At 66.7% G+C, this 12,446-nt stretch carries 12 protein-coding genes; 5 read left to right on the plus strand and 7 right to left on the minus strand.

Annotated elements, in window-relative coordinates:
- Window positions 1-215 precede the first annotated feature (215 nt).
- The 5 genes from HY57_RS08690 to HY57_RS08710 are packed head-to-tail and all read right to left on the minus strand — an operon-like array spanning window position 216 to window position 5,339.
- A complete protein-coding gene (locus HY57_RS08690; protein WP_235186636.1) occupies window positions 216-1,013 on the minus strand; it encodes a MipA/OmpV family protein in 798 nt (265 codons plus the stop codon).
- A gap of 11 nt (window positions 1,014-1,024) precedes the next feature.
- Complete coding sequence (locus HY57_RS08695; protein ID WP_019465765.1) at window positions 1,025-1,969, minus strand: efflux RND transporter periplasmic adaptor subunit; 945 nt, start codon at window positions 1,967-1,969, stop codon at window positions 1,025-1,027.
- Entirely contained in the window at window positions 1,966-2,730 is a 765-nt protein-coding gene (locus HY57_RS08700) for an ABC transporter ATP-binding protein (protein WP_038579547.1), read from the minus strand. Before HY57_RS08700 ends, HY57_RS08695 begins: the two co-directional genes overlap by 4 nt.
- Window positions 2,731-2,733: 3 nt before the next feature.
- On the minus strand, window positions 2,734-3,867 hold the full coding sequence (locus HY57_RS08705) for an ABC transporter permease (RefSeq protein WP_019465767.1): 1,134 nt from the start codon (window positions 3,865-3,867) through the stop codon (window positions 2,734-2,736).
- Entirely contained in the window at window positions 3,867-5,339 is a 1,473-nt protein-coding gene (locus HY57_RS08710) for a TolC family protein (RefSeq protein WP_019465768.1), read from the minus strand. Before HY57_RS08710 ends, HY57_RS08705 begins: the two co-directional genes overlap by 1 nt.
- A gap of 198 nt (window positions 5,340-5,537) precedes the next feature.
- Here HY57_RS08710 and HY57_RS08715 point away from each other — a divergent pair, with 198 nt between their 5' ends.
- The gene (locus tag HY57_RS08715) at window positions 5,538-6,239 is read left to right on the plus strand and encodes an MtnX-like HAD-IB family phosphatase (RefSeq protein ID WP_038580771.1); all 702 of its coding nucleotides are present in this window, start codon (window positions 5,538-5,540) and stop codon (window positions 6,237-6,239) included.
- A gap of 52 nt (window positions 6,240-6,291) precedes the next feature.
- Complete coding sequence (locus tag HY57_RS08720; protein ID WP_019465770.1) at window positions 6,292-7,701, plus strand: aspartate aminotransferase family protein; 1,410 nt, start codon at window positions 6,292-6,294, stop codon at window positions 7,699-7,701.
- A 236-nt stretch (window positions 7,702-7,937) separates the two neighbouring features.
- On the opposite strand, the gene HY57_RS08725 is transcribed toward HY57_RS08720, so the two are convergent.
- Window positions 7,938-9,359: a sensor histidine kinase gene (locus HY57_RS08725; protein WP_026034014.1), complete on the minus strand. Its 1,422-nt coding sequence runs from the start codon at window positions 9,357-9,359 to the stop codon at window positions 7,938-7,940.
- Window positions 9,360-9,400: 41 nt separating this feature from the next.
- Window positions 9,401-10,090 (minus strand): response regulator, encoded by a 690-nt coding sequence (locus HY57_RS08730; protein ID WP_019465772.1) that lies wholly within the window; start codon window positions 10,088-10,090, stop codon window positions 9,401-9,403.
- 240 nt (window positions 10,091-10,330) lie between these two features.
- On the opposite strand from HY57_RS08730, the gene HY57_RS08735 reads away from it, so the two are divergent.
- The 3 genes from HY57_RS08735 (at window position 10,331) to HY57_RS08745 (ending at window position 12,421) form a co-directional block, all read left to right on the plus strand.
- Window positions 10,331-10,975 (plus strand): PepSY-associated TM helix domain-containing protein, encoded by a 645-nt coding sequence (locus HY57_RS08735; protein ID WP_019465773.1) that lies wholly within the window; start codon window positions 10,331-10,333, stop codon window positions 10,973-10,975.
- 99 nt (window positions 10,976-11,074) lie between these two features.
- Entirely contained in the window at window positions 11,075-11,590 is a 516-nt protein-coding gene (locus tag HY57_RS08740) for a DUF2271 domain-containing protein (protein WP_019465774.1), read from the plus strand.
- 18 nt (window positions 11,591-11,608) lie between these two features.
- Window positions 11,609-12,421, plus strand: coding sequence for a DUF4198 domain-containing protein (locus tag HY57_RS08745; RefSeq protein WP_019465775.1), 813 nt, complete (start codon window positions 11,609-11,611; stop codon window positions 12,419-12,421).
- The last annotated feature ends 25 nt before the right edge of the window (window positions 12,422-12,446 follow it).

Consider the following 12,446-nt stretch of genomic DNA (forward strand, 5'->3'; position numbering starts at 1 on the left):
GTCATTCCCGCGAAAGCGGGAATCCGGTGTCTTTTCCCTTGGTGCTCAAAGCTTAAAGGCACTGGATGACCAGCCCTTCGGCTGTTGAAGGACGCCTCCCGCTTCCGCGGGAATGACGGTGAGGGGGAGCGGGGTGCCATGGCAAGATTTCGAACAGACTCAAAGATCGTGAGCAGGCTCTTACCTCTCACGCCTCTTCATCTACCCCAGGCAGCTCACAGCCGATAGACGAACGCCAGTGTCGTCGTCACCTGGTTGCGCGAGCCATACACGCGCACCAATGGACTCTCGGCCGCCTGGCCGAGCAGGCGCGTGTAGTTGATCGCGAACGCAAACCCCGTGTGCAGGCTGGTGGGCATGTAAGCGTCGTATTCGAAGGCGATCTGCTGGCTGCCCTGGCCGGGCGACCATGGCGTGATGTTGAGTTTCGCGGCCTGGTCCGGCGACACGCCGAAGAAGCGCCGCATGGCGGGGCCATTCATCGCCTGCCACTGCACCTGCAGGTTGTGGTTGAGATAGCCGATGGCGGGCAGATCGTAGTCGGCGTACAGGTTGAGGTAGGCGCCTGCGCCCTGCGTGTCGTGGCTGAGTTCGGTGCCCAGATTGAGCTGGGCCGTGGCCTGGTATTCGAGATAGCCGCCGCCATTGATGCGGGGGCCCAGCGAATCGACCACGCCGCGGAGTTTCGGGCCCAGCTCCTCGCTGTCGCGACCCCACATGTAATTGCCGTACAGCCCGCCGCGCCACTGGTCGCCGTGAATCAGGTCGACGGTCAGGCCGTCGAGCGTGGACAAGGTGATGTGCCAGGGCAGTTCGGCCTGGATATAGGGGATGGCCTGGTTGCGATGGTCTTTCGATCCCAGCCAGGCCGGCATGCGCTGCATGCCCACGCCGAACATGTCATTGGGGCCGTCAGTCGGGTTGTCCGCCATGACCGCCGCCGACGCCGTCACTGCCAGCGTCAGGGCAGTGACGCGCATCAGGGATGCGGGCAGGGAACGACGACGACTCATACGGGTACGACTCAGTTGCCGGGCTTGGCGGGCTGGGCAGTGTTGTTGGCGTTGAACTGGACGATGACGCGCTGGCCGATGCGCAGCGAGGCCGGCGGCGGCTGGTCGAACACCAGCACGCAGGTCACGGTACGGGTGTTGGCGCGGATGAGCGGATCCTCTTCCAGCGCGCTGGGGCCGAACACGGTGCCGATGCGCTGCACGTGGGCGCTCAGCGTGGGCGCGCCGCTGCCGCTGTCGTCCACCACCTGGGCCGGCATGCCTTCATGCACGACACCGACGAACGATTCGTTGAGTTCGGCGCGCACGATGCGTGGCTGTTCCGGCAGCATCACGAACACCGGGCCGCCTTGCGGCGACACCGTCGCGCCGGGCTGGATGTCGCGTTCCACGATCTGCCCGTCGAACGGGGCCGCCAGGGTGCGCTGCGACAGCTCGTAGCGGGCGGCGTCGAGCTTCTGGGTGGCCAGCGCTTCTGCCGCGTGGGCATTGTCGAGTTCGCCCTGGAGTTGCTGCGCGGCATCCTTCGCGTCGTCCGCACTCTGGCCGTCACCGGCGCCAGCGGCGGCCGCGGTCGCCAGGCGGGTGGCGCGTTGCTGCGATGCCTTCAACCGGGCGTCCAGCGAGCGGCCCAGCGCCTGTGCCTGCTTGAGCTCGGCTTCCGCCGCGTTCACGGCGAGCTGGGCAGGGCGGGTGTCGAGCACCGCCAACACCTGGCCCTTGTGCACATGGTCGCCCTCGCGCACCTTGATCTCGGCCACCACGCCTTCGCGCGGCATGCCCAGCTTGAGCAGGCCGCCCTCGATGTCGACGCGCCCGCGTGCCACTGCGGCATAGGCCGGTGCCGGTGCCGCCGTCGACGTGGCGTTCTTGTCCGCCTCGTTGTGCGAGCAGGCAGCCAGCAGCGACGCGGCAAGTGCCAGGGCGAGCAGGGAATGGGCGGGACGCAGGGTCATGCAGAAGGTTCCTCGAGGCCTGACGTGGGCGTCGATGTCGGGGATGGCACACGGTCACTAAGGATACGGCCATCCTCCATGGCCAGCACGCGGTCGGCGTGCCCGACCAGGCGTGGGTCATGGCTGACGCACAGCACCGTGGTGCCGTGCGTGCGGGCGATGCGATGGAGAATGTCGATGATGATCTGGCCGTTGGCGGCGTCGAGCGCACTAGTAGGCTCGTCGGCGAACAGCAGGTCCGGTTCCTTGGCCAGCGCGCGGGCGATGGCGACGCGCTGCTTCTCGCCGCCGGAGAGCTCGGACGGCCGCAGGCCCATGCGCGGCCCCAGGCCCACTTCCTCCAGGGACGCCATCGCGCGGCGGCGGGCTTCGACAGGCGAGAGGCCCAGGTAGCTGAGCGGCAGCTCCACCTGTTCCAGCGCGTTGAGCGCCGGGAACAGGTTGAAGCCCTGGAAGACGAAGCCGGTGTGCAGCAGGCGGAAACGTTCCAGCGCACGGGTGTTGAGGTGGTTGAGATCCTGCTCGAGCGCGATGACCTGGCCGCCATCCGGGCGCTGCAGGCCACTGAGGATCGCCAGCAGCGTGCTCTTGCCGCAGCCGGAAGGGCCGGAGATGAGCGTGAGTTCGCCCGCGCGCACGTCCAGCGTGAGGTCGTGCAGCACCGTGCTGCGGATGTCGCCGGAGGTGAACGACTTGCTGACGTTGCGCGCCTGCAGCGACACCGCGGGTTTGGCCTGAGGGGCCGGGAATGCGTGACTCATGGCTTACCTCAGCAAGGTGGCCGGATCGGCGCGGCGCAGGCTGCGCATCGCCGCCAGTCCCGACACGATGGCCAGGCCCATGCACAGCGACAGGCACGTTACGGTGGCCCACGGCCCCAGTGCCACCGGCACGCTGCGGCTGCGTGCGAGGGCCAGGGCGAGGGCGCCCAGCAGGGCGCTGCCCAGCAGCCCCAGTGCACCCACCCAGAACGCCTGTTCCATCACCACCTTGCGCAGCGCGCCCACGCCCACGCCCAGGGCGTTGAGCGTGGCGTACTCGCGGATCGAGCCGATCACGGCGGCGACCAGGGTCTGGCTGGTGATCACCACGCCCACCAGGAACACGATGCCGGCCAGGAACAGCACACCGGCGCCGGCGCCGGTATCGAAGATCCAGTACAGCTGTGAGCGGCGGGCGAAGTCCTTGGCGGTCCACACGTCGTAACTGCCGAAGGCGCTGTTGCCGCGCAGGCGCGCCGCCACTTCCTCGGCATCGGCCGGGTTGCGCAGTTTGGCCACGAAATAGGTCATGCGGCTGGCGTTGGACGGATCGGTATCCAGCGATGCCGCGGTAGCCAGCGATGCCACCACGTTGACGCCACCCAGGGCGCGCAGGCCGCTGCTGACACCCACCACGCGCACGCGGTGGCCATTGATCACCGCGCTGTCGCCGACACCGACGCCCAGGCTTTCCAGGTCGGCCTTGTCCACAATGACCGCATCCGGCTCGTTCAGGCGCGCCCGCAAGGCAGGCAGCAGCGCATGCGCGAACAGCATGCCGTCCGGTCGGGCGTTAATGCCGGAGACGAACACCGACACGCCGCCGGTATCGTTGGGCCCGCGCCAGTCGGCATCGACCCAGTGAAAGGGTTCGACCGCGCTCACCGCCGGGTCCATGCGCAGCCGCATTTCCACGCCGGCATCGATGGAGCGGCCCAGGTTGACGCTCTGCGTGCCGGGGTAGCCGGCCCACAGGTCGCCCGAGGAGCCGGTGATATACACCGCGGCGCTGCCGAAGATGCCGAGCACCAGCGCGACCTGCAGCAACTGCAGCAGGCCGGCGAAACCCACCGCCACCACGGCAGGCAGGAAGCGGCGCCATTCGTAGATGAGGGTCTTGCGTGCCAGCGCGACCATCAGTCCGTGCTCCCCTGCGCCGTCGGCGCGGTAGCCGGCGACGGTGGGTTGGGCATGGGCGCGCCGCCCAGGGCTTTATAGAGCGAGACGTAGGCCAGGTCGCGCGCGGCGATGGCGCTGACCAGTTCAAGCTGGGCGCGCTGGTTCTCGATCAGGCCGTCCTGCACGTCGAGGTTGCTGCCCAGGCTGAGTTCAGCGCGCTTGCGCAGCGCGGCCATGCTGCCGTCCAGCGCCTCGCTGGCACGCTGCGTGGCTTCCTCGCGCATGCGCAGCTGCTCCAGGTCGCCCATGGCCGTTTCCGCCTCGGCGACGCCTTGCAGCACGGCCTGCCGATACCCGTACACGGCGGCCTTGAGTTCGTGGTCCTTGGCATGCGCGGCAGAGATGCGCTGGCCCCAGTCGAACAGCGGCACGTCGATGACGGGGCCGACCGAAGAGATGGCTTCGCCCGTATGCGCGCGATAGTTCGAGAGGATGTTCGCCGACCACTGCAGCGATGCGCCAAGGCCGATGTGCGGCCAGATGTCCGCGCGGCTCATGCCCAGTTCGCCGGCGGCGCGCAGCACTTCGGCTTCGGCGCTGGCGATTTCCGGCCGGGCCCGCAGCATGTCGGCGGGAGCCGTGGTCAGCTGCCACTGGCCCAGACGCGGCTGTGGGCCGGGCGTGAGCCAGGCGGGGTCGGGTTCGGGCTGGCCAAGCAGCACGGCCAGCTGCTGCGCGCTGGCGTTGATCGCCTGCTGCGGCTCGGCCAGGGCGGCCTCCGTGCGCGCCAGTTCGGCCTGGGTCTTGGCAACCTCGACCGGCGGCGCCAGCTTCAATTGCTCGCGTACCTGCACTAGGCGGAGTTTTTCCTGTTGCGCATCGCGGATGCCGGTGAGCAGGCGTGCCTGCTCCTGGGCCGAGCGCAACTCGACCCAGCGTCGGGTGACCTCGGCCACCATCGACACCTGGGCGCCACGCAGGGCGGCGCTCGCACCGTTTTCCTGTCCCTGCGCCAGGCGCTTGCTGCTCTGCCAGGCGCCGAACAACGGCAGCTCCCACAGCGCATCGAAACCGACCACGAAATACGACGCCGTCGTGTCCGGATCGATCACATCATTGGTACGGCCGTGCAGGGACGGCAGGTAGGGGTCATGGGCGTTGCGGTTCAGCACGCGGGCGGCGCGCAGGCGTTCGGCGGCCTGGGCCACGTCCAGATTGTTCTGCAGGGCCCGGTCGATCAGGCCGTCCAGCTCAGGGTCACCCAGCGCCTGCCACCAGCCATGCAGGTCAGCGGAGGGCGGGGCCACGCCCGCCGGCGCGTTGCGCCAGGCATCGGGCACAGGGGGCTTGAGCTCGGGCAGCGGGGCGACCGAGCAGCCGGCCAGCACCACGAGTCCCAGCGCCAACAGGCCGCTGGCGAGTGGATGGCGATCCCGGCGAGGCGCAGCTTCCATGTTCGGCAGATCCGGGTTGTTTCGACGCTGAAGCACGAAATTCCTGGGGTTGACCAACGTAGCGTCAGGGAGCAGGCAAGGATACCGGAAGGTACCCCGCCGATGTCTTATTTATATTGAACCGACTGCTTTAAGAATAACCTTATTCGCGCAGCTTCTTTCGGATAAGGAAAGGAGGCCGAAAGGGGGTGGAACCTATCGTGTCACCATCCTGCAAGAGTGGAGCTGCACCTCGTGACTGGTTGGACCATCCTCTGCGACTTCGACGGCACCATCTCTGTCGAGGACGTGATCGACTCCCTGCTCGACCGTTTCGGCCGCCCCGGCTGGGAAACGCTGGAGCAGGACTGGCGCGCCGGCCGCATCGGCTCGCGTGAGTGCATGACCGGCCAGGTCGGCCTGCTGGACATGACCCAGGAAGAACTGGACAAGCACCTGTCCTCGCTGTGGATCGATCACCACTTCCCGGATTTCGTGAAGATGGCCCGCGCCACCGGCACGCCGATGCACATCGTCAGCGACGGCCTGGACTACGCCATTCGCAAGATCCTGGGCCGCTACGGCCTGGATGACCTGCCGCTGGCGGCCAACCACCTGGCCCCGGCCACGCCGCCGCAGAAGTGGCAGCTCACCTCGCCGTTCCAGGCCGATGGCTGCCGCAGCGGCACCTGCAAGTGCGCCGTGGCCGCCCAGGCCAGCAAGGGCGGCACCAAGACCCTGCTGATCGGCGATGGCGCCTCCGACTTCTGCGCCGCCGACCGCGTCGACTTCGTTTTCGCCAAGCACCGCCTGATCGAACATTGCCGCGCCGCGGGCATCCCTTACGTGCCGATCACCGGCTTCGAGGATGCGCTGGAACTGCTGCCGCGCCTGCTCGATGGCAGCCTGCTTGCCGAGCATGCGCCGGCCGCCCCCGCGCTTGCCATTGCCTCCTGAGATCAGGTCCCCCTCCTGATCGACTTCTTTCAAACGTTTTCGGATTTCCCCAATGAACGCTTACGACAAGAACGCCGCTGGCGTCGTGATTCCTGACGCCCAGCTGCTGGCCGATGAGGCCGAGTGGAGCTCGTTCGGCGACACCGTGCACTACGTCGACCCGCCGAAGATCTTCCGCCACGGCGAAGGCAGCTGGATGATCGATACGGCCGGCACGCGCTTCCTCGACCTGCAGATGTGGTACTCGGCCGTCAACTTCGGTTACGGCAACAAGCGCCTCAACGACACGCTCAAGAACCAGATCGACGTGCTGCCGCAGGTTGCATCGCAGTACCTGCACCAGACCCGCATCGAGCTGGCCAAGACCATTGCGGTCGACGCCCAGCAGAAGTTTGGCCTGAAGGGCCGCGTGCACTTCAACGTCGGCGGCGCGCAGGCGGTGGAAGACTCGCTGAAGCTGGTGCGCAACTACACCGGCGGCAAGAGCCTGATGTTCGCCTTCGAGGGCGGCTACCACGGCCGTACGCTGGGCGCTTCGTCCATCACCTCCAGCTACCGCTACCGTCGTCGCTTCGGCCACTTCGGCGAGCGCGCCATGTTCGTGCCGTTCCCGTACCCGTTCCGCCGCCCGAAGGGCATGACGCCGGAAGAGTACTCGGACGCCTGCGTGCGCCAGTTCGCCCGCCTGTTCGAAACCGAATACAACGGCGTGTGGGATCCCAAGGTCAACCAGGCTGAATACGCCGCCTTCTACGTCGAGCCGATCCAGGGCACGGGTGGTTACGTCCTGCCGCCGATGAACTTCTTCAAGGACCTGAAGAAGGTGCTGGACCAGTACGGCATCCTGATGGTCGTCGACGAAATCCAGATGGGCTTCTGGCGTACCGGCAAGCTGTGGTCGATCGAGCACTTCGGTGTGACGCCGGACATCATCGTCTTCGGCAAGGCGCTGACCAACGGCCTGAACCCGCTGTCCGGCCTGTGGGCGCGCGAAGAGATGATCAACCCGACCATCTTCCCGCCGGGCTCCACCCACTCCACCTTCAACTCCAACCCGCTGGGCACCGCCCTGGGCCTGGAAGTGATCAAGATGGGTTACGAGCTGGACTACGAGACCAGCGTGCCGAAGAAGGGCGCGCACTTCCTCGAAGGCCTGCGCGACCTGCAGAAGCGTCACAAGGAAATCGGCGACGTCGACGGCCTGGGCCTCGCGCTGCGCGCCGAGATCTGCACCGAGGACGGCTTCACGCCGAACAAGGCGCTGCTCGACAAGATGGTGGACATCGGCCTGGCCGGCGACCTGGAGCACAACGGCAAGAAGATCGGCCTCGTGCTCGACGTGGGTGGCTGGTACAAGAACGTGATCACCTTCGCGCCGTCGCTCGACATCACGCACGAAGAGATCGACCTGGCCATCGCGCTGCTCGACCAGCTGCTGACCAAGGCCAAGAAGGAAATGTAAGTCCATGCAGCGCCGCGGGGTCACACCCGCGGCGTCTGATGAAGGTTTGTCTCAAGTTGTTCCCATGCAGGGGAAGTGTGACAACGGCGACGCTCATGCGTCGCCGTATTTTTTTGTGCAAAGGCACAGGCATGTTTGTGGGAGCGCACCCTGTGCGCGACTGCGGCGCCGCGTCGATGCCTCGCACCTGGGAAGCTCAGTCGCGCACAGGGTGCGCTCCCACAAGGGGGCGGGAATCAGCCCAGTGTCTTGGACGTACGCGCCGGCGGAAACACCACTTCCACGCGCAGGCCGCCGGTGCTGCCATTGAGGAAGCGCACCGTGGCGCGGTGGCGTTCGGCGATGCGCTGCACGATGGCAAGGCCCAGTCCCGTGCCTTCCTCGGTGATGCCGGGCACGCGGAAAAAGCGTTCGCCAAGGCGTTCCAGGAAGGCCGGGGGCACGCCCGGGCCATTGTCTTCCACGCTGATGCAAGGGCCTTCGCTTTGCACCGAGACGCCCACGGTGACGATGCTCTTGCGGCCGGCGTAGCGCATGCTGTTGTCGATCAGGTTGTCCAGCATCTCCTGCAGGGAGATGCGGTCGCCGTCGATCCATAGCGGACCCGCTGGCCCTTCATACCCAAGATCCACGCCCGCCGCGATGGCGTCATGCACGCGCACGCTCAGCAGTTCGGGAATCAGCTGGGCCAGGTCGAGCAGGCACAGCGGCGCGGTTTCACTGAGTTCCGGCGACTGCGCGCGGGTCAGCGCGAGCAGCTGGCTGGACGTGCGGCTGGCGCGTTGGGTGAGCCGCAGGATGTGTTGCAGGGCGTCGGCCACGGTTTCCTTGCTGGGATCGATCTGCGCGCGCTCCACGTGGACGCGCAGGCCTGCCAGCGGCGTCTTCAGCTGGTGCGCCGCATCGGCGATGAAGCGATCCTGCAGGGCCAGCATGCCGCGCTGGCGCGCGAACAGGCCGTCGATGGTGCGGGTGAGCGGCAGGATTTCCACCGGCACGTCGGCATCGCCGATCGGTGCAAGGTCGTGTTCGCGTGCGCCCAGGCGCGCGGTGAGCGGGTCTAGCTGGCGCAGGCCCACGCGTACCCCGTAGAACACCAGCAAAAACACACTGGCGATCAGCATGGCTTGCGCCGGGATGCTCAGCAGCAGGATCTCGCGTGCACGCTGGTGACGGTCGTGCAAGGTCTCGGCCATGGTGACCGTGAGCTGGTCGCTCGGATCCTGCAGGTTGGGAATGCGTACCGTGGCGGCGCGCAGCTCACGACGTTTTTGCTTGGGGGTGTAAAGCGAGGTGCTGTAGAGCGTGGGCTCGCCGTCGGAATTCGCGGCGCTCAGCGGTGCCGGCTGCAGCTCGGCCGAGCCGGCCAGCAGACCATGCTTCTGGCTGCTGACGTTGAAGTAGTTGTGCCCTTCCGGCGCGTATTCGAGCAGGAAGCGAGCCTGCGGCGAGATCTGCCCGCCCAGGTCTTCCTGGCTGAGCATCTGGGCGAGCGTCATGGCGTCGTCGCCCAGGTCGCGGTCGTGCACGTGATTGGAATAGATCAGCGCGCCGCCGTAGGTGATGAGGCTTTCCACCACCAGCAACAGCATCAGCGGAACCAGCAGCGAGGAGAGCAGGCGACGCCGCAGGCTGGGACGGCCATCGGGCTCAAGCATGCGGTAGAGCCATGGATCGTCCCGCTTCGGCATCGCGTTGCTCATGCTTCGGATTCCTTGCCTTCCTTCACTTCTTCCAGCAGGTAGCCAAGGCCGCGGATGGTGCGCACCTGCGTGCCTGAGTCAGCGAGCTTGCGGCGCAGGCGGTAGATGGCGATATCCAGGCCGTTGTCGGTGAGTTCCTCGTCCCAGCTGCACAGGGCCTCGACCAGTTGCGCGCGGCTGGTCACGCGGTCGGGGCGCGCGGCCAACGCTTCAAGCAAGCCGAACTCGCGGGCGGTGAGTTCGAGCGGCTTGTCGTCGATCCATGCGCGGTGGCCGGGCAGATCCAGGCGAAGCCGGCCGATGGTGAGTTCCGGTGCGCCCTGTGAGGTGTAACGGCGCAGCAGGGCACGCACGCGCGCCTCGAACTCGGCCAGCGCGAAGGGCTTCACCAGGTAGTCGTCGGCGCCGAGGTCGAGCACGCGTACGCGCTCGCGCAGGCCTTCGCGCGCGGTAATCACCAGCACGGGCAGGCCGGTGCCGCGCTTGCGCAGACGCTGCAGTACATCGGCGCCGTCGAGGTTGGGCAGGCCCAGGTCAAGGATAAGCAGGTCGTACGGCGTGTCACGGAGTGCCGCGTCGGCCTTGGCGCCGTCGGTGACGGCGTCCACCGCATGGCCGCCCTGGCGCAGCGAGGCGCTCACACCGGCGGCAATAGAGGGGTCGTCCTCGGCAATCAGGATGCGCATATCGGTTTCCAGAAGGGGCGGTAAATCGGCGCTTGGGGAAGCGCGTCATCCATGGTGATTGAATTGCGAGTGATTCTCATTTGTGGCAAGATCCCGCGTCGGTGCCAGGAACAGGCCGCCCAAGCGGGCAGCTTAGCGCTCTGGTGGAGGTTGAGACAGCGGGCGGGCGTGTCGGTTGCATGGCTTGCCCGTGATATGGCGTTGATGCGCTAGACCATCAACGGGGTCTGAAAGGCAGGCATGGAATCGGCGGCACGGTCGCACAACGGCAAGATGGGATCGGGCCGCGCGTTCTGGCTCAAGCAGCTCCATCAATGGCACTGGATCAGCTCCGCGCTGTGCCTGGTCGGCATGCTGTTGTTTGCCATCACGGGCTTCACGCTCAACCACGCCGGGCAGATCGAGGCGCAAACGACCACCGTGCATCGCAGCGCCCAGTTGCCAGCGCCGCTGCTCAAGGCCGTCGCAGGTGACGTCGAACGCAAGGGCGTGGCGCTGCCTGCCGCGGTGGCGGACTGGATCGCGGGCGCACTCGACGTGGACGTCGCGGGGCGCGCTGGCGACTGGTCATCCGACGAAATCTACATCGCCATGCCGCGCCCCGGCGGCGATGCGTGGGTAAGCATCGATCGCGAGACGGGCAAGGTGGAAGCCGAGCGCAGCTCGCGCGGCGTCATCGCCTATCTCAACGACCTGCACAAGGGGCGCCATGCCGGACCTGCGTGGGGCTGGTTCATTGATGTCTTCGCCTTGGCCTGTGTGATCTTCTCGGTCACCGGCCTGCTGCTGCTGAAGATGCACGCCGCGCAGCGCGGCGCGACCTGGCCGCTGGTGGTGTTCGGGCTGGTGCTGCCGCTCGTGCTCGCGTTGATCTTTATCCATTGAAGCGGGAAATGAGTGAAGAAGAGTGAGAAGTATGAGTCGTGCTTTTCTCTGTTTTCCCACTTCTCCTTACTCACTTCTTGCCCTTGCCAAGGAATAACCATGCGTCGTCTCTCCCTGACTCTTCCCGCGATCCTGCTGACGGCACCGGCCGTCGCGGCTGACCTCAACGTCACCGTGCAGATTCCCCAGCTCAACGTGGCGGAATATCACCGCCCCTATGCGGCGGTGTGGGTGGAGCGCGAGGATCATTCCGTCGCGACGCAACTGGCCGTCTGGTATGCGCAGAAAGAATCGAAGGAGGGCGCCGGCACCAAGTGGCTGCCCGAGTTGCGCCAGTGGTGGCGTCGCGGTGGCCGCGAGCTGGAGCTGCCGGTGGATGGCGTATCCGGCGCAACGCGTCCGGCCGGCGACCAGAAGCTGAGCTTCCACGAAGGCAAGGCGCCGTTGGGACAACTCGCGCCGGGCAAGTACGAATTGGTGGTGGAGGCCGCACGCGAAGTCGGTGGGCGCGAAGTGGTGCGCGTGCCGTTCACCTGGCCGGCGAACGCACCGCAGCAAGTCACCGCGCAGGGCAGCAGCGAGCTGGGCGCCGTCAAGCTCGACCTCGCCCCGTAACCGAAGGAGAACGACATCATGATGAAGCACTCGTGGAAGTGGGGCGTGCTGGCCCTGGCGTTGGCGCTGCCGATGGGCGCGCAGGCCCACAAGATGTGGCTGGTGCCCTCGGCCACCAATGTGTCCGGCGCGGATCCGTGGGTGACGGTGGATGCGGCCGTGTCCAACGACCTGTTTTATCCCGACCACATGCCGGTGGCGCTGGACCGCGTGGCCATCACCGCGCCGGATGGCCAGACGGCCAAAGCCGAGAATGCAGTGACCGGCCAGTACCGCAGCGTGTTCGACGTGCATCTCACCCAGCCGGGCACGTACAAGATCGCCGCGGTGAACGGCGGCCTGTTCGCCAGCTACGAAGCGGATGGCCAGAAGAAGCGCTGGCGCGGCGACGCGGCCGAGCTTGCCAAGGCGATCCCCGCCCACGCGAAGAACGTCGAGGTTTCCGAGTCGATCAACCGCGTGGAAACCTTCGTGACCAACGGCAAGCCCAGTGATGGCGCGCTCAAGCCCGGCGGCAAGGGCCTGGAGCTGGTGCCGGTGACGCGCGTCACCGACCTTGCTGCGGGCGAGGCCGCCACCTTCCAGTTGCTGCGGGACGGTAAACCGGCGCCAGGCCTCAAGGTCATGGCCATCGCCGGCGAGACGCGCTATCGCAATGCGCAGGAAGAGATCGACGCCACCACCGACAAGGACGGCAAGTTCAGCTTCACCTGGCCGCACGCCGGCATGTACTGGGTGAGTGCGAGCACGCAGGACGACAAGTCCAGCATCAAGCCGGCCAAGCTGCGTCGCCTTTCGTACGCCGCCACGTTGGAAGTGTTGCCGCAGTAATGCGGTGGATGGCGTGGAGTGGTGT

Origin of the sequence: Dyella japonica A8 (genome assembly GCF_000725385.1) — a bacterium.
Taxonomy (GTDB): domain Bacteria; phylum Pseudomonadota; class Gammaproteobacteria; order Xanthomonadales; family Rhodanobacteraceae; genus Dyella; species Dyella japonica_C.

Excerpts from the sequence above, each read along its gene's own strand:
- HY57_RS08690 (WP_235186636.1), bottom strand. The coding sequence starts at position 1,013 with ATGAGTCGTCGTCGTTCCCTGCCCGCATCCCTGATGCGCGTCACTGCC.
- HY57_RS08695 (WP_019465765.1), bottom strand. The coding sequence starts at position 1,969 with ATGACCCTGCGTCCCGCCCATTCCCTGCTCGCCCTGGCACTTGCCGCG.
- HY57_RS08700 (WP_038579547.1), bottom strand. The coding sequence starts at position 2,730 with ATGAGTCACGCATTCCCGGCCCCTCAGGCCAAACCCGCGGTGTCGCTG.
- HY57_RS08705 (WP_019465767.1), bottom strand. The coding sequence starts at position 3,867 with ATGGTCGCGCTGGCACGCAAGACCCTCATCTACGAATGGCGCCGCTTC.
- HY57_RS08720 (WP_019465770.1), top strand. The coding sequence starts at position 6,292 with ATGAACGCTTACGACAAGAACGCCGCTGGCGTCGTGATTCCTGACGCC.
- HY57_RS08725 (WP_026034014.1), bottom strand. The coding sequence starts at position 9,359 with ATGCTTGAGCCCGATGGCCGTCCCAGCCTGCGGCGTCGCCTGCTCTCC.
- HY57_RS08730 (WP_019465772.1), bottom strand. The coding sequence starts at position 10,090 with ATGCGCATCCTGATTGCCGAGGACGACCCCTCTATTGCCGCCGGTGTG.
- HY57_RS08735 (WP_019465773.1), top strand. The coding sequence starts at position 10,331 with ATGGAATCGGCGGCACGGTCGCACAACGGCAAGATGGGATCGGGCCGC.
- HY57_RS08740 (WP_019465774.1), top strand. The coding sequence starts at position 11,075 with ATGCGTCGTCTCTCCCTGACTCTTCCCGCGATCCTGCTGACGGCACCG.
- HY57_RS08745 (WP_019465775.1), top strand. The coding sequence starts at position 11,609 with ATGATGAAGCACTCGTGGAAGTGGGGCGTGCTGGCCCTGGCGTTGGCG.